Source organism: Caulobacter sp. GW821-FHT11E10 (assembly GCF_058808375.1).
This window is the reverse complement of the sequence record NZ_JBXARP010000002.1, coordinates 240,576-261,490: the sequence shown is the minus strand read 5'-3', so window position 1 is coordinate 261,490 and position 20,915 is coordinate 240,576. Positions and strand designations below refer to the sequence as shown.

Below are 20,915 nucleotides of genomic sequence, written 5' to 3'. Positions count from 1 at the left end.
CAGCGACCGGCGCTATCGGACACCGGCCTAAGGCCCTAAACAGAAATCGTCCGCCTCTCGGAGCGCTTGCGTCTCTTGAACAGCTCCAGTCTAGATTCCGCGCCTGTCCGGACGTCCCTGCGCTCCAGGCTGATGGGGACGTGGCCCAGGCCGCCCGTGTTCCAGATCATGCTGGCCGTCTATGTCGCGGTCCTGCTCGCGGCGGCCGTCGTCTGGGCGGCGCTGCAGATGCCTGGCTCGAGCGTCCGGTTTCTGGCCGTGGGCTCCGAAGTCCAGGTCGTGTCGATCGAAGGCCAGGTCATCGCGTCCTTGGAGCGCAAGGCCCTGGTGACCTTCACCGGCCCCAGTGGCGCGGTGACCGATAAGGCCGAGGGGCTGGTCCAAGACTACGCGCCGGACAGCGCCACGACCGATGTCGCGGCCTGGTACGCGGACCGGACGCGCTTGGCGCGGATGCTCGTCGACGGGCCGGTTCGGATGGCCTATCGCGACGGGAACCGGGATCGGGTCCTGACGCTGCCGCCCGCCCGCCAGACCCTGTCTGGACTGTCCCGCGATGTCTGGATGCTGCTCGGCGGCGGCCTGGTCGTCTGGATCATCGGCGCGTGGATCCTGGTGCTGCGGCCTCGCGACTGGGGCGTGCGGATGTTCGCCCTGGCGGCGCTTGGCCTGCTGCTCGCCGCGTTTTCAGGCGCGTTGTTCGACGCCCGGGCGCTCAGCGCTCACGGCGGTTTGCTCTGGGCGCTCAATACGGCGAACCTCACCGGCACCAGTCTCTACGCCGCCGCGACGATGGCCCAGTTCGCCTTCTTCCCGCAGAGGATCATCCGGCCCGCCTGGCTGAGCGTGCTCGCGGGCGCGGCCCTGGCCTGGGCGCTGGCCGGCGCGCTCGGCTGGCTGTCACTGGAGACCTACTACGCCGGTCTGTTGGCCCACCTGCCGGCGCTGGCGTGGCTGCTCTGGCGGCAATGGCGTAACGCCGACCTCAACCCGCTGGATCGCGGCGCCCTGCGGTGGATCGGCCTGATCACCCTGACCGGAGCCGGCTTCCTGGTGGTGATGATGGCCGCGCCCAAGCTGATGGCCGCGCCGTCGATCGCCAGCGACGGCACGGCGTTCGGGCCCCTGATCTTCATCTATGCCGGCATGGCGGTCGCGGTCGGGCGCTATCGGCTGCTCGACCTGGATCTATGGGCCTACAGGCTGATCCTCGTCGTGCTCGCGGCCCTGGCGCTGCTGGCTGTCGACGCGGCGCTGGTGTTGGCGCTGCACGTGCGGACAGGCGCGGCGCTCAGTCTGTCGATCCTGGTCGTGGCGGGCGCCTATCTGCCGCTGCGGACCCGGCTGTGGCGACGCATGACCCAGCAGCGCGCCGTCAGCGACGGGGACCTTTTCGAGATGGCGGCGTCGGTGGCCTTCAAGCCTGATCCCGCCGCTCGCCGGGCGGGCTGGCTCGACCTGATGCGAAGGCTGTTTTCGCCGCTCGAAATGGTGTCGGTCGAGGAAGCGTCGGAGGCTGTCGCTACGCCGCATCTGCGTCGGAACGGCCTCGAGCTCTTCGTGCCCTCGGCGGCGGGCGACCCGGCGACGCTCCTGCGCTACCGCGATCGAGGCCAGGGCCTGTTCCGGAAGGTCGATGTCCAGCTGGCGACACAGCTGGCCGGCCTCATGCGCCAGGCCGAATCCGCGCGGGAGAGCTACTGGCGAGGCGTGAACGAGGAACGCGTCCGGATCGCGCGCGACCTGCACGACGACGTCGGCTCGCGCCTGCTGACCAGCCTCCATCGCGACGACCTGCAGGTGGCGCGAAAGGATGTCCGCGAGGCCATGGCCGATATCCGGGTCATTCTCAACGGGCTGTCGGGCGACGCCATCGCCCTCGACCAGATCGTCGCGGACCTGCGTCACGAAACCGCCGAACGACTGACCTCCGCCGGCCTCGCCCTGCACTGGCCGATCAGCCTCGGCGAGGCGGAGTCACCCGTGCTGGACTATGGCGTCTACAAGGTCCTGATCTCCGCGGTTCGCGAGACCGTCACCAACACTGTCAAGCATGCGCGAGCGACAGCGGTGAGTGTCGAGATCGAAGAGGCGTGCGATCATCTGCGGGTGGTGATCAGTGATGATGGCGTGGGTCGCGACAGCGCGCCGGAGCGTCTCACGATCGGAAGGGGCCTTGGCAACCTGCGGGCGCGACTGGAGCAGATCGGCGGGGAGCTGGTTTTCGAGCGTTCCGCCTGCGGCGCGCGGACCGAGCTGCGGATACCCCTGCCGGCCGCCTAGTGCAGCGTGCGCACCACACCGTCCAGTACGGCGAACGAGCGCAGTTCCCGAGCGTCCAGCTGTTCTTCCAGCGCCATCTCTTCCAGGAGGATCGCCGCCAGCAGCCATTCCTCGAGATCGGTGGCCGTGGCGCGGCCTTCCTCGAGGGCTTCCTGGACGGTGTTGATCAGCCATTCGACGGCTTCGTCGGTGGATTTGGTCATGGCGCGTTTCCTGAACCAGCGCCGTTAACCATAAACTTCACCGCGCCCCGCGACCCTGCGACATAAGGTCGAGCGGGGTGGGCAGGATGTCGCAGCCGCCGTCCACGCCCAGGACGGGCGCGGACGGGATGACGGGCCCTATTGGCCCTTCAGCTTGCGATCGAAGAAGCCCAGGTGCGTCTTGAGTACGCTGAGGCCCTTGGTCTTGCTGCGCGGCGCGCTGTGACGCTCGCCGGGATAGAGCGCCATCTCGAACGGGATGGCCTTCGCCTGCAGGGCCGACATCAGTCGGGTGCTGTTCTCGAAGATCACGTTGTCGTCGGCCATGCCGTGCAGCAGCAGCAGGGCGCCGGGCTTGAGCTTGCCGATCCGCGTGTTGATGTCCGAATAGGCGTAGCCGGCCTTGTTCTCGTCCGGCTTGCCCATGTAGCGCTCGGTATAGGCCGTGTCGTACAGGCTCCACTCGGTCGGCGGAGCGCCGGCCGCGCCAGCCTTGAACGGGGTGTTGTCGGCCGTCAGCAGCATCAGGGTCATGAAGCCGCCGTACGACCAGCCCATCACGCCCAGCTTGCCGGCGTCGACATAGGGCAGGCTGGCCAGGTGCTTGGCGCCCAGCAGCTGGTCCTCGACCTCGACGGTGCCGAGGTTGCGATCCAGCGCGCGCTTGAACTTGGCCGAGCGGTTGCCGCTGCCGCGGTTGTCGATGCGGAAGACGACGTAGCCGGCTTCCAGATAGGTGCGCTCGGACACGCTCTGCCAGGTCTTCTTGACCTGCTGGGCGTGCGGGCCCCCGTAGACCGCCAGGATGGCCGGGTACTTCTTGCCGGCGTCGAAGCCCTGGGGCTTGAGGATCTCGTAGTACAGGGTCTCGCCGTCCGAGGCCTTCAGCGTCCCGTATTCCGGCGTCGGCAGGGTCGAGGCATAGGGCCAGTAGGGATGACCCTCGGCCAGCTTGTTCTCCTCGATCCAGCGCACACGCTTGCCGTCCGGCGCATAGAGGGCGGTCTGCGGCGGGGTCTTGGGATCGTCATAGGTCGCGGCGAAGGCGCCGCCGGTCTCGGCGACCTTGGCCGTCCACCAGCCGCCGGCCGAGGTCAGGGCCTTGGGCTTGCCCGGCTTGGCGTAGGACACCTCGTAGACGCGGCGCTCCAGCGGGCTGTCCATCGAGGCGGTGAAGATCGCGACCTTGCGGGCCTCGTCGACGCCTTCCAGCCCGGACACCGGCCAGTCGCCCTTGGTGATCTGGGCGATCAGCTTGCCGTCGGCGGCGTGGCGGTAGAGGTGGTTGTTGCCGTCCTTCTCCGAGCCCCAGATGAAGGTGCCGTCCTTCAGCGGGCGGAAGTCGTCGCCGATCTCCACGAAGTGCGGGTCGCTGTCGGTCAGGATCGTCTTACCCGCGCCCGAGGCGGCGTCGAAGGCCAACAGGTCCAGGGTCTTCTGGTCGCGCGACAGGCGCTGGACATAGACGGTCTTGCCGTCGGCCGACCAGTCGACGCGAGCCAGGTAGATGTCCTTGTTGGCGCCCAGGCCCAGTTTCCGAACCTCGCCCGAGGCCAGGTCGCGGACGAACAGCTCGACCACGGCGTTGGGGCGGCCGGCGCGGGGGTAGCGCTGATTGACGACGGTGGCGCCGCCGGGGCCGATGTCGGCGCGCGGAACGACGTCGACGCCGCTCTCGTCGACGCGAGTGTAGACGATGCGGGCCTCGTCCGGGCTCCACCAGTAGCCGGTGAAGCGGTCCAGCTCTTCCTGGACCACGAACTCGGCCGTGCCGAACGACAGGGTGTCCTTGCCGTCGGTGGTCAGGGCCGCCTCGGCGCCGCCGGCAACCGGCTTGATGTAGAGGTTCTGGTCGCGAACGTAAGAGACGTAGCCGCCCTTGGGCGAGACCTTGGCGTCGACCTCGTCGCCGGCCGTCTGGGTCAGGCGCGTGATCTTGCCGTCGGCGACGCTGTCCAGATAGAGGTCGCCGTCCAGCGGCACCAAGATGAAGCGGCCCTGGCGGTCCCAGCTGTATTCGACGATGCCGCGGGCCGAGACGCGGGCGCGTTCGCGGCGGGCCTTCTCGGCTTCGGAAAGCTCCTTGGCGCCCGACGACAGGGCGGCGGAGTCGATCAGGCGATAGGGCTCGCCGCCCTTCACGTCGGCGGCCCACAGGTCCTGGACGTTGGCCGCCTCGGCCTTGCCCTTCAGATAGGTCACCCGCGTGCCGTCCGGCGACAGCGCCACGCCCTTGGCCGTCGGGCCCGACAGGCTGGGATCGGCGAAGACGCGTTCAGGGGTGAGTTTTTCCGCCAGAGCCGGCGTGGACAGGGCGAGGACGGCCGCGAGCGCCGTAAGCGAGGGTTTGATCATGGCGCGGGACGCTATGCGGGAGCGTCGCCGTTGTCAGCAGGGAAGTTGTTGCTGGATTGAAACGCAATCCCACCTCGTCATCCCGGGCGGCCCTGGGCCGACCCGGGGACCCAGGGGCCAAGCGCAATGCGGCGGCCCCTGGGTCCCGGCTCTCCGCTTCGCTGCGGCCGGGATGACGAGTTGGATTGGGTCTAGCGACAGATCGAATTCAGCGCCGCCAGGTCCACCGGCTGGGCCGGAACCGCCAGCCCCTTCGCCCGCATGGCGTCCTCCAGCGTCGTGGGCTCAGGCGGCAGACCGGGATCCTCATCGGTCTTGTAGAACGCGTGGCTCTGCGCCTTCTCCAGGGTCGTGAAGCCGAAGCCCTTGTCCTGGTAGAGCTTGAACAGGCGCGGAGCCATGCGAGCGTCGAAGGCCCCGCCGTGCATCAGGAGGACGTAGGGAATGTCCTTGCCGTACAGCGCCTGGCTCATCGCCCGCGAGCGGTCGGCCACGGCGGCCGCGCCGTCCAGGAAGCGTTTCTCCAGATCGGCCACCGCCGCCTGGTCACCCTTGGCCATGCAGCGGGCGTAGGGCTCGTTGAAGGCCCAGTCGCTGAAGCTCATGGTGACGCTGGCGATCCTGTAGTGGTTGGCGGCCAACCAGCTCCGCACCGCCAGCCGCTTCTCTGGGGTGTCGCCCTCGGACAGGAACGGATAGCGCAGCCAGCGCCAGTCTTCCTTGCCCATCAGGTCCTTCAGCGCCGGCTCGTTGCGGGCGATCTCGGCGGTGAACTGCTCGGGTGTCAGGCGGGCGATGTTCTGGTGCGACCAGGTGTGATTGCCCAGCGGCTGGCCCGCGTCGCGCCACATCTTCAGGACGGGAGCCGAGTCCGGTTCCTGCTCGGTCTTCACGGCGTTGATGAAACCGAACGCCGGCGCCTTGGCCTCGGCGGAGGCCTTCAGCAGGTCGGCGGCGACCTGGACGCGGGTGACCCCCGGCGGCAGGGCGCTGTGGGACGGGAGATCATCCCAGGTGAAGGCGATGACGGGCTTGTCGCTGGCGTGAGCGGTAGAGGCGAACGTCAGAGCGAGGGCGGCGGAGAGCAGGATACGCATCGATCAGTTCCCGAACAGGCTCAGGGGAATCGCCTCCGCCATGGCCCTGTAGCCGGCCATGTTGGGGTGCAGTCCGTCATTGTCATAGGCCGGCAGCAGGTGGGTCGGCTTGGCAGGGTCACGCAGCGCCGCGTCCCAGTCGATCACGCCGTCGAAATTGCCGGGCGCCCGGATCCAGGCGTTGATCGTCTGGCGCGCCGCCTCGGCCTCGGCCGGCGGGTGGTAATAGGCCGAGCCGGAGTAGGGCAGGATGGTCGCGCCGATGACCTTGATCCCCTTGGCGCGCGCCTTGGCGACCATCCGCTGATAGGCGCCGATCAGATCCTTGGCCATCCAGCCGTTCATCTGGGCGTCGGCGGGCTTGTCGCGGTTGAGGACGCCGAGGTCATTGACGCCTTCCAGGATGATCAGGTGCGTCACGCCGGGCTGGGAGAGTACGTCGCGATCGAAGCGCGACAGGCCGCTGGGACCCAGGCCGTCGGCCAGCACCCGGTTGCCGCCGATGCCCAGGTTCAGGACGGCCATCGGCTTGCCGGCCGCCTTCAGCCGCTCCACCAGGCCGTCGGTCCAGCGCAGGTTGGTGTTGGGCTGGACGCCGTAGCCGTCGGTGATGCTGTCGCCGAACGCGACGATGGCGCCAGCCCCTTGGGGAGCGGCCTCGTTGACGACGTCGATGTTGGCGATCTGGAACCAGCGGTCGGCCGTCTTGGCGCCCGGCAGGTCGGCGGCGGCGGTGTGGTCACCAGCCAGGATGTATGAGGTCGCTCGCGACCCGGGGTGACCGGTCTGGACGCTCGGCGCGGCGGGGTAGTGCAGGCTGATGGCCAGGCTGGTCAGCGGCGCGACCTTGAAATCGACGGGGTCGGACAGGGCGTCCGCGCCGGCGGGAATGGTCACCGTCGCGGCGCCGGAGAAGGTGAGGGGGCGGTCGGTCGCCGGGTCGATCCGGGCCGTGTTCAGCGCCGCCGAGACCGCGATCCGCGCGGCGTCGATCGTCAGGGGTTGGGTTCCATAGGCGTTGGAGAGCCGCACCCGAAGCTTGTCGCCGCCCAGGCTGAGCCGGATCACCTGGCGCAGCGTGGCGTTCGGATAGTCTTGCGGGGAGAGGCTGTTGTTGGCGTCCGGGGCCATCTGGGCGCTGGCCCAGGCGCCGATCCATTTGGTTTCCTTGGGGGCCTGGGCGCAGGCGGGCAGGGCCAGGGCGAGGGCCAGGCCGGCGGCGATGAACGCGGGCCGCGCGAACAACTTCATGAACGTCTTCTCCCGGTCCCGCTCTTCAGTGGCGGTAGCGGTAACATTGGTATGACCTCTCGGCGGCCGCGTAAAGCGCCGATGGATCGTGCGTCCGGCGCCCACCAGGCGGGCGCCGACATGCGACAGGTCGCCGCGTGCGCAAGAAAGGCTTGATCCTCCGCGTATGTTAGCGCTATCAGCATCCCGTGAGGCGCCGAGCGCCTCTGCCCTTCCTGGGCGTTTCCTCCCTATGACTTTGAGCCCGGTCGTTTTGGCCGGGCTTTCTTTTTGCGCGAAGCCCTGGACCCGATTGGGCCGATAGGGGTGGCGCCATGACGACCGATGGCGACCGAAGAGCCCGCCGCGATTGCACAAACCGCCCCCGACCGCTATTTCAGCGCCCAATCCCCGAAACCCTCGTCCAGCGAGCACGCGAGCCCTCATGGCGCAGCAATACATTTTCCAGATGCAGGGCCTGACCAAGGCCTATCCCGGTGGCAAGAAGGTCTTCGAGAACATCTGGCTGTCGTTCTATTCCGACGCCAAGATCGGCGTGGTCGGCGTCAACGGCTCGGGTAAGTCGACCCTGCTGAAGGTGATGGCCGGCCTCGACAAGGAATTCTCCGGCGAGGCCAAGGCCGCCGACGGCATCAAGCGCGGCTACCTCCCGCAGGAGCCGGTGCTGGATCCGACCCTGGACGTCTGGGGCAATGTCATCGCCGACTGCGAGGACAAGCAGATCTTCGACCGGTACAACGCCCTCGCGGCTCAGCTCGGTGAGGAATACACCGACGAGCTGATGGAGGAGATGACCAAGCTCCAGGAGATCATCGACGCCCGCGACCTGTGGGACATCGACTCCAAGGTCGAGATGGCCATCAACGCCCTGCGCTGCCCGCCCAACGACGCCAGTATCACCGACCTTTCGGGCGGCGAAAAGCGCCGCATCGCCCTGGCTCGCCTGCTGCTCAGCAAGCCGGACATGCTGCTGCTCGATGAACCGACCAACCACCTGGACGCCGAGTCGGTGGCCTGGTTGCAGCATCACCTGGAAGACTTCCCGGGCTGCGTCATCCTGGTGACCCACGATCGCTACTTCCTGGATCAGGTCACCAAGTGGACCCTGGAACTCGACCGCGGCAAGGGCGTGCCCTACGAGGGCAACTACTCCGGCTGGCTGGAGCAGAAAACCAAGCGCGTCGTCCAGGAGCAGTCGGAGTCCGAGGCTCGTCAGCGCGCCCTGACCCGCGAACTGGAGTGGGTCCGCAGCTCGCCCAAGGCCCGTCAATCCAAGTCGAAGGCCCGCCTGGCCTCGTACGAGGAAATGGTCGCCGCGCAGGAGAACGCCCGCGCCGCCCAGACCCAGGCCCACATCCAGATCCCGCCGGGCCCGCGCCTGGGCAATCTGGTGCTGGAAGTCGAGGGCCTGGAGAAGGAGTACGGCGACAAGGTTCTGTTCAAGGACCTGTCGTTCCGCCTGCCGCCGAACGGCATCGTCGGCGTCATCGGCCCGAACGGCGCCGGCAAGTCGACCCTGTTCAAGCTGATCACCGGCCGCGAGCAGCCCGACGCCGGCACGGTGAAGGTCGGCGAGACGGTCAAGCTCTCGTTCGTCGACCAGTCGCGTGACGCACTCGACCCGAACAAGACCATCTGGCAGGAGATCAGCGGCGGCACCGACGTGATGATCGTCGGCAAGCGCGAGATCAACAGCCGCGCCTATGTCGGCAGCTTCAACTTCAAGGGCGGCGACCAGCAGAAGAAGGTCGGCCTGCTCTCGGGCGGTGAGCGCAACCGCGTCCACCTGGCCAAGACCCTGGCCACCGGTGGCAACCTGCTGTTGCTCGATGAACCGACCAACGACCTGGACATCGAGACCCTGCAGGCTCTGGAAGAGGCGCTCGAAGAGTTCGCCGGCTGCGCCGTGGTCATCAGCCACGATCGCTGGTTCCTGGACCGCCTCGCCACCCACATCCTTGCCTTCGAAGGCGACAGCCACGTCGAATGGTTCGAAGGCAACTTCGAGATGTACGAGGAAGACAAGAAGCGCCGTCTGGGCGCCGACAGCCTCATCCCCAAGCGCATCAAGTTCCAGAAGTTCGCGCGCTAAGGCGCGACGTCCCAGACAACTCGTTCAAGGGGCGGCGGTCGATACCGTCGCCCTTTTTTCCTATTCGGGCGTCCTCGGGTTTGGCTCTTGCTGAACTCAACCGTACATAGTGTATTGCGCGCCCCGGTTTGCAGTTCGCGTAAGGTCGGTTTCAGTGAGTACTTTCCAGACGATCGCGTCGGGCGATCTCCAGGATGTCGTCATCAGCAATGATGGCAAAACCGCCTACGTCTCGAACACCGAAGGTGTTGTCAGCGCCTTCAATGTCGTGACCGGCGATTTCGTCGCACGTTGGAAAATGGGCGCGACCCTTGGCGGCATGGACCTGTCGCAGGACGGTCGATATCTGGTCGCGACCGAACGAACCTACACGACGACGGGAGCCGGCTACGACACAAAGGCCAACGCAACCGTTCACGTCCTGGACCTGACCACTGGCCAGATCCGCGACTACACGACGACCGTCCAGAGAAACGGCGACGGGGCCTTCTACGACGCGGCCTTCACCGCCGATGGCAAGATCCTGTTGTCGCAAAGCTATTGGGGATCGGGCTGGGAACCGATCACGGTGCTGGATCCGATCACGGCTAAGTTCACGTTCGGAACACAATCCTACTATCAGGACAGCGTCCTCTCGGCGTCGGCGGACGGGACAAAGATCCTTTCCGTCCAGAACGGCATCTCCTCGCTCCCCCTCCAAGTCTACAAGGCGGGTGGGGACCTCGTCGCTTCGCGCGACGGCTCCTATGACGGTCTCAGCGGCTATGGCGCCCAAGCCATCTCGTCCGACGGCAATCTGATTTTCCGCAGCGGCGTCCTCTACGACGGCGCCTTGAACCTCAAGGGATCACTATCCTCGCTCCAGAAGGAGCCAATTATGGCCGCCGCGGCGGTCTTCAGCGTCGATGGCGCGAGCGTCTACGTCCTGAACGGTAACGATGGTCTGGTCCTGCAGGTCTCGACCAAGGACTTGTCGATCCAGCGGGCCTTCGATGTGGGGCTAACCAAGGATGCTTCCTATGGTCAGCTGTTCTCGGGGAGCGCCTATGGCGATCGGCTGAGCCTTTCGGCCGACGGTAAGTACTTGCTCGTCCTGACCGACAAGCAGTTGAATGCCCTCGACCTTTCGGCGGCGTTGCCCTCGGGCGGCACGGACGGCGCCGACACCCTGACTGGGGATGCCGCCGCCAATATCCTCAAGGGCTATGGCGGCGATGACGTCCTGGACGGCGCGGCGGGTAGCGACACGATCTATGGGGGCTATGGCGATGACCGGCTGATCGGCGGGATCGGAAACGACACGTTGGACGGCGGCGTGGGGACGGACACCGCCGACTATGGCGGCGCGCTCGGCGGCGTTGCCGTGGACCTCCGCATTACCTACGGCCAGGATACCAAGGGTGCTGGATCCGACGCGCTGATCGGGATCGAGAACCTCGCGGGGAGCGCCTTCTCGGACACCCTGACCGGCGACGCCAACAGCAATCGCCTGGACGGCGGCGCGGGCGACGACGTCCTCAAGGGCGGGGTCGGCGACGACGTGCTGGACGGCGGCGGCGGCGTCGACATCGCCTCCTACGAGGACGCGACGGCCGGTGTCCGGATCGACCTGACCAAGACCGGGGTGCTGCAGAACACGCGCGGCGACGGCTTCGATCGCCTTGCCAACATCGAGGGGGTGAAAGGTTCGGCTTTCGCCGACGTCTTTCAGGGGGGCGCGGCCGACGAGCGCTTCGAGGGACGGGGCGGGAACGACGTCATCGACGGCGGTGGCGGCCAGGACACGGCCATCTACGGCGCCGCCTCGACCAACTACAGTTGGACGCGCAATGCCAACGGGACCTGGACGGTACGCGCTTTGCGCGCCACGAGCAGCGAGGGCGTGGACACCCTCCTCAACGTCGAGATGCTGCAGTTCACCGACAAGACGGTGACGCTGACCCCGTCGGACGCGGCTGTCTCGCTAAGCGACGTGCTGCCGACGACCGCGGTCGAGACACTCGCGACGGGTCAGATCGTCGACGCTTTGCTGTCGTTCGATGGGCGCACAGCCTATGTCTCAAACAGCGAAGGTTACATCTCGGCGATCAGCACGACTACCGGCGACATCCTCGGGCGTTGGAAGGTGGGAACGCAGCTGGCCGGCATGGACCTGTCTTTGGACGGTCGCTACATCGTCGTCGCTGACCGATCCCTGGAGAACCCCACGAACAGTTCGTCGGGCTTCTCGGCCACCGTGAAGATCCACGTCCTGGACACGACCACCGGCCAGGTGAAGGACTATGCCAGGACGGGCAACTACCAGACGGGTTTCTTCGACGTCGCGTTCACCAGCGACAACAAGGTGATCTACGGTCAGGCCAGCGGCTGGGGCACGGCCGCACCGTTGTTGCTGGACCTTGCCACAGGCGCCTTCTCCTCCAACGAGTCGGGGACGCTCTACGGTACGATCGCCACGACCGACGATCGCACCAAGACGCTCTTCAGCGGGCTCGGGAGCTCCGACGCGCCGCTCTACCTCTACAAGGCCGGCGAGGGCCAGATCGCCTTCCACGGCATGTATGCCGACGGCGTCTATGGCTACGGCAACAGCGTGACCGCCTACGCGGGCAATGGCGCGTTCGTGGCTCAGTTCTCCGGCGGCCTCTACGTCTATGACAGTTCGCTGAAGTACATCCAGGATATCGCCAAGGCCCATCCCGAGATCGGCAACGGTGTCTTCGGCATGGATTTCAGTGCGGACAGCTCGCGCCTCTATGTGGTTGACGCGACCACGGACCGCATCTTCCAGCTGTCGACCGCGACCTGGGCGCTCGAGCAGGTGTACGCGCTGGGCGTGGACATCGGTCTCAGTTCGACCGGCTACTATTCGGCGCTCTACGGCGATCGGGTCCAGGTGACACGCGATGGCGGCCGTATGCTGATCACCAGCGACGTCGGTGTCGTTTCGGTGAACCTCGCGACTCTCAAGCCCGAAGGCACCACGGACGGCGCCGACAACCTCGTCGGCGGCGCTGGCAACGACCGGCTGCAGGGGTATGGCGGCGACGACACCCTGAACGGCGGCGACGGCAACGACACCCTGATCGGCGACGCCGGCAACGACCGCCTGATCGGCGGCGCTGGCGCGGACAGCATGGACGGTGGCGCCGGCGCCGACACCGCCGACTACAGCGGGGCCGCCGCCGCCGTGACGGTCAGCCTGGCTTTCAGCGGGCAGGACACGCGGGGCGCTGGCGTCGATACGCTGACGAATATCGAGAACCTGATCGGGTCGGCGTTTAGTGACGCGCTCTCTGGCGACGCCAACGCCAATCGCCTGGACGGTAGCGACGGAGCGGACGTGCTGCGGGGCGGCGGGGGCGGTGACACGCTGTCGGGCGGCGCCGGTGACGACCTGCTGAGCGGCGATGCCGGCGATGACGTTCTGGATGGCGGAGCCGGATTCGACACGGCGCTCTACGACGGCGCGACGGGCGGCGTCACCGTAGATCTGACGAAGTCGGGTCTGCAGAACACGCGCGGCGCAGGCGTTGACAGCCTTACCGGCATCGAGGGGATCAGGGGTTCGTCCTATGCCGATATCCTGACCGGCGACGACTCGGCCAACACGCTCGACGGCGGCGCCGGTGATGACGTGGTTTCCGCCGGCGGGGGTGATGACGTCCTGATCGGCGGAGCAGGCAACGATACGATCGACGGCGGAGTGGGCGTCGACACCATCTATTATGGTGGTGGCAAGGCCAACTACTCGGTCGTCCAGAACAGTGATGGCTCCCAGACAGTGACAGATCTGCGGGTCGGTTCGCCGGATGGGATCGACAGGTTGCTTGGTGTCGAGAAGATCGTCTTTTCGACAGCCCCGTCGGCGTCCGAGGTCACCTTCGAGATGAACGCCATCCTGCGGCAAAGCGGAACGACCGCCTTGACCGTGCTGGCGCAGGATCTGCTGGCCAGGTGGAACGGGGGGCAATTGACGGCCGATCAGGTCACGGCCGAGATCATCAAGGCCGCCGGCGCGACCACCTCCGTCGCGACCCTGGCCTACGAGTTCTTCACCGGGAAGATCCCCGGCCAAGCCGGCATCGACTACCTGGTCTCGCCGACTGGGCCGAACGCCAACAATCTCAACAGCGCTTACTACCAGAGCTTCAACCTCGAGAACCGCTACATCAACTTCGCGGTCAATCTCGGCAAGCTTGGCGAGGGCGCAGCCAAGTTCACGGCCGACTACGGGTCGCTGTCGCTTTTCGACGCCACCAAGAAGGCCTATGCGGCGATCTTCGGCGGGACGCCGACCGACACCAAGGTGACGGCCCTGCTGTCGGGCGGTCGCGACGCCTATTTCGCGACCTATGGCGGCGACGGCGCGAACGGCATCGGGACCAAGGCGGCCATGGTCGGCTGGTTGCTGGCCGAGGCGCAGAAAGCCGATCTCGGCGTCATGGTGCGCTCCAACGACGCCTGGCTCAGCGACCTGGCGGACGGCTCGGCGCCGTTCGCGATCGATCTCCTGGATCCGGCCAAGGGTTACTACAAGGCCGACTTCATCTTCGGCGGCCAGTAGGGGCCCGGGGCGGCGCCAATGCCGCCCCGGAAGGGTCGAACTACTTGGGCTCGGTCGGCGGGGTCACCGGTGGCGTCGCCGGCGCGCCGGGTTGCTGGTTGGGCGCGGTCGGGTCCGCGGGCATCGGCGCGCCATCGATGGGCGGGGTGATCGGCAGGCTGGGCGGCGGCGTCATCATCCCGGGGTTCACGGCCGTGTCGGCCGTCGGCATGGGTGGAGCGGTCGCCGCGGTGTCCGTCGGGACCCCCGTGGACGCCATGGCCGAGCCGGCCCACCAGTCCTTGCTCGCCCGCACCTTGGGCGAGGCCTTCGAATAGGCCTTGAGCTGCGAATAGGGGATCGGCTGCTTGGGACCGACCGTGGCCGACTTGGCTTGCGGGCCGGCAAGGGCCGCGCCGCCGCCGACCAGCATCGAGAGCGCCGCGGTCGCGGCGAGCATCTTGGTCAACATGGAGAATTCTCCGGGCCTGGAAGCGCCGTTTCGGCGCCGCTAGCAAAACCCCTTACCGCGACGGTTGTTCACAGCTTGGCCTTGGGCAGGGAACCGTCGCGCGCCCGGCCGGGTTTCTGCCCTGCGCGCGCAGGCGCTTCCTGGCCTGGGATCGGACCGCGCGGGCGCCTCACTAGAGCGTGATGGCGGGTCGCCTGGCGACGCGTCGTTTCGCTGCTTAGCTCTGGATAAGCGCTCCAAGAGGAGTAGCTTGGTCACGCAAGACGATAGTCCCGCCGGTCCGTTCGACCGGCCTCCATGGAGGACGCGCATGCCGCAAACCCCGGCCAGCAAGACGGCCGCCGACAAGCCGCACATCCTGCTGTCGCACGAGATGCTCATGCCGCTGCAGCCGCTGCTGGAGGGCGCTTATCAGGTCCATCGGCTGTGGGACTATCCGGACAGGATGGCGTTCCTCGAGGGGCCGGGGCGGCGTGTGCGCGCTATCGTCCACGCTGGCGAGATGGCGTTGAGCCGCGACATGCTCTCGGAAATGCCGCAGCTGGGCCTGATCGCCTGCGTCAGCGTCGGCTATGACGGCGTCGACGTGCCGTGGTGCAAGGCCCACGGCATCGCCGTCACCCACTCGACCGGCCTCAACGCCTCGGACGTCGCCGACCACGCCGTCGGCTTGGTCCTTGCGGCCTGGCGCGGCATCGTCGAGGGCGATCATCGGCTGCGCACTGGCCACTGGACCCACGCCGAACGCATGGCCCCGCGCCATGGGCTGCGTGGCCGCAAGGTCGGGATCGTCGGTCTGGGCTATATCGGCGAAGCCGTCGCCAACCGCCTGAAGGCCTTCGAAATGAAGGTGTCGTGGTGGGGGCCGCGGCCCAAGGAAAGCGACTATCACCGCGCCGACAGCCTGATGGCCCTGGCCCGCGACAGCGACGTGCTGGTGGTCTGCGCCCGCGCCGAGCCCGGCAACCGCCACCTGATCAACAAGGCCGTCATCGAGGCGGTGGGGCCCCAGGGCCTGATCGTCAATGTCGCGCGCGGCTCGCTGATCGACGAGGACGCCCTGATCGAGGCTCTGAAGTCCGGCGCGCTGGGCATGGCCGGCCTGGACGTCTACGACCACGAACCGACTCCGCCCGCGCGCTGGGTGGGTGTGCCGCACACTGTGCTGACCCCGCACACCGCCGGCGCGACGCTCGACAGCATCCCGGCCATGGTCAACCTGACCCTGGAGAACCTGCGCCGCTACTTCCACGGCCAGCCCCTGGCGACGCCGGTCGCGGCCTAGCGAGGAAACGGCGCGGCGAAGCCCTCGGGTTCCAGCCGCAGTCCGTTCACCAGCAGGCTGACGGTTCGGTAGAAGCCGGCCAGCATCATCAGCTCGATCCGGGCCTCTTCCGAGAAGGCCTCGGCGAGGCGCGCCCACAGAGCGTCGTCTATGTCGGCGCAGGCGTTGACGGCGTCGCAGAAGGCGATCAGCAGCGCCTCGCGCGGGCTCCAGCAGGCCGCGACGCCCGGCGCGGCGGTGGCCGCCAGTTGCTCGGCGTCCAGACCCGCGGGCCCGGCGAAGATCGCCGCATGAACGCCCCACTCATAGGCCGCGCCGTTCAGGGCGCAGACGCGATGGATGACGATCTCGCGCTCGCGCGGCGGCAGATGTCCGGGATCCAGCAGGCCCGCGCCGGTGAAGCGGGCGAAGAGACGCTCATCACGGGCCAGGGTGCGGAACAGCGACGGTGGCTGGTCGCCGGGCGTCTTCAGGCGTTCGAGGGTCTTGGCGACGGCGGGCGGGTAGGGGCCTACGGCGGGCGCGATCCTGGGCGACATCTGAAATCCTCCATGCTACAAAATTTGTATCATGCAAGATCGCGATGATGCTACAGAAATTGAAGCGCCCCAAATAGCGCCGCTGCCCGGGCGCGCCGTACGCGGGTCTGAGACCGGCAAGCCGATCATGGCCGCGCTGGACCTGCTGGGCCGGCGCGGGGCGTTGCGCATTGTCTGGGAGCTGCGCGAGGGCCGCCTCCTGACCTTCCGCGCTCTGCAAGCGGCGGCCGAACTGCCGCCGGGCACGCTGAACACGCGTCTGGCCGAGCTGCGCGCCGCCGACATCGTCGCGGCCGAGGGCGGTTATCGCCTGAGCCCGCGCGGGACGGACTTGATCGCCGCGCTATGGCCTCTGCTAAGGTGGTCGGAAGATTGGGCCGACGCGGTGGGGAGTTGATCAATGGCCAAGGTGCTGGGTCTGGGCGGGGTGTTCTTCAAGGCTGAAGATCCGAAGGCGGTGCGCGACTGGTACGCCCGCGTGCTGGGCTTCGACATCCACGACTGGGGCGGGGCGGTGTTCAAACCCGTGAAGGGCGGCTCGACCAACTGGTCGGCGTTCGGCGCCGACACCCAATATTTCGCGCCCTCGACCGCGCCGTTCATGATCAATTTCATAGTCGACGATATTGACGGGGTGCTGGCCAAGGCCGCCGCCGAGGGTGTCGAGCCTGTGGGTCAGCAGGACGAAGACGGCATGGGCCGCTTCGCCTGGCTTCTGGACCCCGCTGGGGTCAAGATTGAGCTCTGGGAGCCCGCCAAGGGCGAACCTGAGGCATAATTTCCCCTTGCCAAATCGGACATAAAGATATCTTTATGTCCTCATGAAGCTTACCGCCGAACAGGTCGTCGAGGTGCTGCGCGCCGCCGGCGAGTCCACGCGTCTGCGGCTCCTGGCCCTGTTGGCGGCCGAGGAGCTGTCGGTGCTGGAGCTGTGCCGCATCCTCGACCAGAGCCAGCCGCGCGTGTCGCGACACCTGAAGCTCCTGGCCGAAGCCGGCCTGGTCGAGCGTTTCCCGGACGGGGCCTGGGTGTTCTATCGCCTGGCCGCCAAGTCGTCGGGACGGTTCCTGGTCGAGCAGGCCCTGGACCTGATCGACGACACCGACCCGGGCGTCCGGCTCGACGCCGACAAGCTGGCGACCGTCCGAGCTGAACGCTCGAGCGACGCCCAGGCCTATTTCGCCCGCAACGCCGCCCGCTGGAACGAGATCCGCTCGCTCTATGTCGACGAGGCCGAGGTCGAGGCCGCGATCCTGCGCGCGACCGGCGAGGGCCCCTTCGAGGAACTGGTCGACTTGGGGGCTGGAGCGGGCCGCATGCTCACCTTGCTGGGCGGCCGCGCCAGCAACGCGCTGGGCCTGGATCTGTCGCAGCAGATGCTGAACATCGCCCGCGACGAGGTGACCAAGGCGGGCCTGGTTCGCTGCGAGCTGCGCCACGGCGACATCTTCCGCACCGGCCTGCCGGGCGGCTGCGCCGACCTCGTCACCGTGCATCAGGTGCTGCACTACCTGTCCGACCCCGCCAATGCGGTAGCCGAGGCCGCGCGTCTGGTGACGCCCGGCGGCCTGCTGCTGATCGCCGACTTCGCCCCGCACGACCACGAGTTCCTGCGCGAGGTTCACCAGCATCGCCGCCTGGGCTTCGACGACGTCGAGATCGTCACCTGGCTGCAGGCCGCGGGCCTCGCGCTGGAAAGCAATATCGCCCTGCCGCCGGCCACCGGCGAGGGGCTAACCGTCAAGATCTGGACGGCCCGCCGTCCGGCCCAAGCCTCCAAGAATGGGGCTGCCGCCGAGAGGAATGCCGCATGACCCTTCCGCCCACTCGCCGCGTGATCGGTCCCGTCGCCCGCGCCGGGGAACGCGGCCAAAGCCAGGCCGGCGGCCGTCCGCGCGTGTCGTTCGAGTTTTTCCCGCCCAAGACGCCGCAGATGGAGGAGAACCTCTGGCAGGCGGTCACCCGTCTGGCCCCGCTGGAGCCGGCCTTTGTGTCGGTGACCTATGGCGCCGGCGGCTCGACCCGCGAGCGCACCCACCGGACGGTCAAGCGCATCCTGGACGAGACCAGCCTGAAGCCCGCCGCTCACCTGACCTGTGTCGGCGCCAGCCGCGAGGAAGTCGACGAAGTCATTCGCGAATACTGGGAAACCGGTGTCCGCCACATCGTCTCGCTGCGCGGCGACCCCCCTCCGGGCGAAGGCGGCATCGGCGGGGTCTATGTCCCGCGCGCCGACGGCTACGCCAACGCCACCGAGCTGACCAAGGCCGTGCGCGGGGTCGCGCCGTTCGAGGTGCTGGTCGGAGTCTATCCGGAGAAGCATCCGGAAAGCCCGTCGCTGGAGCACGACATCGACGTCCTGAAGCAGAAGGTCGACGCCGGCGCGACCCTGGGAATCAGCCAGTTCTTCTTCGATATCGACGCCTTCCTGCGGTTCGTCGACAAGGTCCGCGCGGCCGGGATCACCATCCCGATCGTGCCGGGGATCATGCCGGTGACCAACTTCGCCGGCCTGAAGAAGATGGCCGCCGCCTGCCAGACGGCGATCCCGTCCTGGCTGCCCAACCTGTTCGACGGTCTGGAGAATGACGCCGAGACCCGCCGCCTGATCGCCTGCTCGGTCGCCGCCGAGATGTGCGCCAAGCTGCAGGAGCAGGGCTTCGAGGACTTCCACTTCTACACCCTGAACCGGGCCGATCTGGTCTACGCCATCTGCCGCGTGCTGGGCGTGCGCGAGACGGCGCCGGCGACGACGGAGGCGGCGGCATGAAGCGCGCACTCTTCTCCCTGACCGCTCTGGCGCTGGCGGCGTTGGCCCCGGCGGCTCACGCCGACGACAACAGCAACTGGGTGCGTCCGATCAAGCCGTACCGCGTGGTCGGCAACATCTACTATGTCGGCTCCGAGGGGCTGTCGGCCTGGCTGATCACGTCGTCGGAAGGCCACATCCTGCTGGACAGCGGTCCGTCGGCCGAGGGCGGCAAGCTGATCGAGCGCAGCATCCAGCAGTTGGGCTTCCAGTTGGCCGACGTGAAAATCCTGATCAACACCCACGCCCACTTCGACCACGCCGGTGGCATGGCGCAGCTGAAGGCGGACACCCTGGCCAAGGTCTGGGCCTCGCGCCTGGACGAACCGGCCTTGGAAAAGGGCCAGCACTTCGGCGACAACGACAACGGCCTGACCCCGTTTCCGGCGGTCAAGGTCGACAAGAGTTTCGGCGACGGCCAGAAGCTGAAACTCGGCGAGACCACGCTGGTCGCCCACATCACGCCGGGCCACACGATCGGCTGCACGACCTGGACCACCCAGGTGGTCGAGAAGGGGCGGCCGCTGAACGTGACCTTCAACTGCTCGACCTCGGTCGCCGGCAACCACCTGGTCGGCAACAAGACCCACAGGGCGATCGTCGCCGATTATCGCGCCGGCTTCGCGGCCCTGCGGGCCCTGCCGACCGACGTCATGCTGCCCAGCCACGAGGAGCAGGGCAACCTGCTGGCCAAGCGCCAGAAGCAACTGCGCGGCGACCCCAACGCCTTTGTCGACCCGACCGAGCTGGCTCGCTACGTCGACGCCGCCGAGACGAAATTCAACCAGGAGCTGGCGCGCCAGCAGGCCGCCAATCCGGGAGCCAAGCGATGACCGATCTCTCGATCCGAGCCAACCGGGTGGGCGCCCTCAAGGCCGCCGCCAAGCAGAAGATCCTGATTCTGGACGGCTCCTGGGGCGTGATGTTCCAGAAGAAGGGCCTGACCGAGGCCGACTACCGGGCCGATCGCTTCGCCGACTACAACGGCCAGATGAAGGGCAATAACGACATCCTGTGCCTGACCCGGCCGGATCTCGTGGCCGAGCTGCATGACGCCTATTTCAGCGCCGGCGCCGACATCTCCGAGACCAACACCTTCTCGGGCACGACCATCGCCCAGGCCGACTATCGGCTGGGCGAGCAGGACGTCTGGGATATCAATTTCGAAGGCGCCCGGATCGGCCGTTCGGTCGCCGACCGCTGGAACGCGCAGAACCCGGCCAGTCCGAAGTTCATCGCCGGCTCGATCGGGCCGCTGAACGTCATGCTGTCGATGTCGTCGGACGTGAACGACCCCGGCGCGCGCAAGGTGACCTTCGACCAGGTCTATGAGGCCTACCGCCAGCAGGTGGACGCGCTCTACCAGGGCGGGGTCGACCTCTTCCTGATCGAGACGATCACCGACACCCTGAATTGCAAGGCCGCCATCAAGGCCATCCTCGACCTGCGCGACGAGGGCCATGAGGAACTGCCGATCTGGATCAGCGGCACCATCACCGACCGCTCGGGCCGCACCCTGTCGGGCCAGACCGCCGAGGCGTTCTGGAACTCGGTCAAGCACGCCAAGCCGTTCGCGGTGGGCTTCAACTGCGCCCTGGGCGCCGACCTGATGCGCCCGCACATCGCCGAGATGGCCCGTATCGCCGACACCCTGGTCGCGGCCTATCCCAACGCCGGCCTGCCCAACGCCATGGGCCAGTATGACGAGCAGCCGCACGAGACCGGCCACGCCCTGCACGAATGGGCCAAGGACGGCCTCGTCAACATCCTGGGCGGCTGCTGCGGCACCACGCCGGACCACATCCGTCACGTCGCCGACGAGGTCCGGGGCGTGACGCCGCGCCAGATCCCCGAGCGTCCCAAGGCCATGCGCCTGGCGGGGCTCGAGCCGTTCGAGTTGGCTTAGAAATCATAGGCGTTCCGCCGTCCTCCTTCCCCCTTGATGGGGGAAGGGTAGGGATGGGGGTGAAAGCGCTTCAGAAT

The 20,915-nt window shown here is 67.4% G+C and carries 15 protein-coding genes and 2 pseudogenes; 10 read left to right on the top strand and 7 right to left on the bottom strand.

The window, feature by feature from the left end; translation table 11 throughout:
* Positions 1-156 precede the first annotated feature (156 nt).
* The gene (locus AC1RRV_RS04365) at positions 157-2,283 is read left to right on the top strand and encodes a sensor histidine kinase (RefSeq protein WP_492858358.1); all 2,127 of its coding nucleotides are present in this window, start codon (positions 157-159) and stop codon (positions 2,281-2,283) included.
* Here the strand turns inward: AC1RRV_RS04365 and AC1RRV_RS04360 are convergent.
* The 4 genes from AC1RRV_RS04360 to AC1RRV_RS04345 all read right to left on the bottom strand — a co-directional run bounded on the left by AC1RRV_RS04360 (position 2,280) and on the right by AC1RRV_RS04345 (position 7,189).
* Complete coding sequence (locus AC1RRV_RS04360; RefSeq protein ID WP_492858357.1) at positions 2,280-2,486, bottom strand: hypothetical protein; 207 nt, start codon at positions 2,484-2,486, stop codon at positions 2,280-2,282. The two genes, AC1RRV_RS04365 and AC1RRV_RS04360, sit on opposite strands and share 4 nt — an antisense overlap.
* A 138-nt stretch (positions 2,487-2,624) precedes the next feature.
* A complete protein-coding gene (locus AC1RRV_RS04355) occupies positions 2,625-4,841 on the bottom strand; it encodes a S9 family peptidase (RefSeq protein ID WP_492858356.1) in 2,217 nt (738 codons plus the stop codon).
* Positions 4,842-5,032: 191 nt separating this feature from the next.
* Entirely contained in the window at positions 5,033-5,938 is a 906-nt protein-coding gene (locus AC1RRV_RS04350) for a polysaccharide deacetylase family protein (protein ID WP_492858355.1), read from the bottom strand.
* Positions 5,939-5,941: 3 nt separating this feature from the next.
* Entirely contained in the window at positions 5,942-7,189 is a 1,248-nt protein-coding gene (locus tag AC1RRV_RS04345) for an SGNH/GDSL hydrolase family protein (RefSeq protein ID WP_492858354.1), read from the bottom strand.
* Positions 7,190-7,613: 424 nt separating this feature from the next.
* Between AC1RRV_RS04345 and ettA the strand changes: the two genes are divergently transcribed.
* Together ettA and AC1RRV_RS04335 are read left to right on the top strand one after the other, a co-directional pair.
* A complete protein-coding gene (gene ettA / locus AC1RRV_RS04340; protein WP_492858353.1) occupies positions 7,614-9,281 on the top strand; it encodes an energy-dependent translational throttle protein EttA in 1,668 nt (555 codons plus the stop codon).
* A 154-nt stretch (positions 9,282-9,435) separates the two neighbouring features.
* Positions 9,436-13,848 carry a hypothetical protein gene (locus AC1RRV_RS04335; protein WP_492858352.1) on the top strand — a complete coding sequence of 1,471 codons (4,413 nt, stop codon included), beginning with the start codon at positions 9,436-9,438 and terminating at the stop codon, positions 13,846-13,848.
* A gap of 40 nt (positions 13,849-13,888) precedes the next feature.
* On the opposite strand, the gene AC1RRV_RS04330 is transcribed toward AC1RRV_RS04335, so the two are convergent.
* A complete protein-coding gene (locus AC1RRV_RS04330; protein ID WP_492858351.1) occupies positions 13,889-14,299 on the bottom strand; it encodes a hypothetical protein in 411 nt (136 codons plus the stop codon).
* 310 nt (positions 14,300-14,609) lie between these two features.
* Between AC1RRV_RS04330 and AC1RRV_RS04325 the strand changes: the two genes are divergently transcribed.
* Positions 14,610-15,584 (top strand): 2-hydroxyacid dehydrogenase, encoded by a 975-nt coding sequence (locus tag AC1RRV_RS04325; RefSeq protein ID WP_492858350.1) that lies wholly within the window; start codon positions 14,610-14,612, stop codon positions 15,582-15,584.
* Here the strand turns inward: AC1RRV_RS04325 and AC1RRV_RS04320 are convergent.
* Positions 15,581-15,787, bottom strand: a pseudogene (locus AC1RRV_RS04320) (carboxymuconolactone decarboxylase family protein); the annotation flags it as partial. The gene AC1RRV_RS04325 and the pseudogene AC1RRV_RS04320 overlap by 4 nt on opposite strands.
* Positions 15,788-16,123, bottom strand: a pseudogene (locus AC1RRV_RS04315) (carboxymuconolactone decarboxylase family protein); the annotation flags it as partial. It lies immediately after the preceding pseudogene.
* Between the two features lie 127 nt (positions 16,124-16,250).
* On the opposite strand from AC1RRV_RS04315, the gene AC1RRV_RS04310 reads away from it, so the two are divergent.
* The 6 genes from AC1RRV_RS04310 to AC1RRV_RS04285 are packed head-to-tail and all read left to right on the top strand — an operon-like array spanning position 16,251 to position 20,838.
* A complete protein-coding gene (locus AC1RRV_RS04310) occupies positions 16,251-16,520 on the top strand; it encodes a winged helix-turn-helix transcriptional regulator (RefSeq protein ID WP_492858349.1) in 270 nt (89 codons plus the stop codon).
* 3 nt (positions 16,521-16,523) lie between these two features.
* Complete coding sequence (locus tag AC1RRV_RS04305; protein ID WP_492858347.1) at positions 16,524-16,901, top strand: VOC family protein; 378 nt, start codon at positions 16,524-16,526, stop codon at positions 16,899-16,901.
* A 43-nt stretch (positions 16,902-16,944) separates the two neighbouring features.
* Complete coding sequence (locus AC1RRV_RS04300; protein ID WP_492858346.1) at positions 16,945-17,937, top strand: ArsR/SmtB family transcription factor; 993 nt, start codon at positions 16,945-16,947, stop codon at positions 17,935-17,937.
* A complete protein-coding gene (gene metF / locus AC1RRV_RS04295) occupies positions 17,934-18,893 on the top strand; it encodes a methylenetetrahydrofolate reductase [NAD(P)H] (RefSeq protein ID WP_492858345.1) in 960 nt (319 codons plus the stop codon). Before AC1RRV_RS04300 ends, metF begins: the two co-directional genes overlap by 4 nt.
* Positions 18,890-19,765, top strand: coding sequence for a CAU/MBL1b family subclass B3 metallo-beta-lactamase (blaCAU, locus tag AC1RRV_RS04290; RefSeq protein ID WP_492858344.1), 876 nt, complete (start codon positions 18,890-18,892; stop codon positions 19,763-19,765). The genes metF and blaCAU overlap by 4 nt, the downstream gene beginning before the upstream one ends.
* Positions 19,762-20,838 (top strand): homocysteine S-methyltransferase family protein, encoded by a 1,077-nt coding sequence (locus AC1RRV_RS04285; protein ID WP_492858343.1) that lies wholly within the window; start codon positions 19,762-19,764, stop codon positions 20,836-20,838. The genes blaCAU and AC1RRV_RS04285 overlap by 4 nt, the downstream gene beginning before the upstream one ends.
* Positions 20,839-20,915 lie beyond the last annotated feature (77 nt).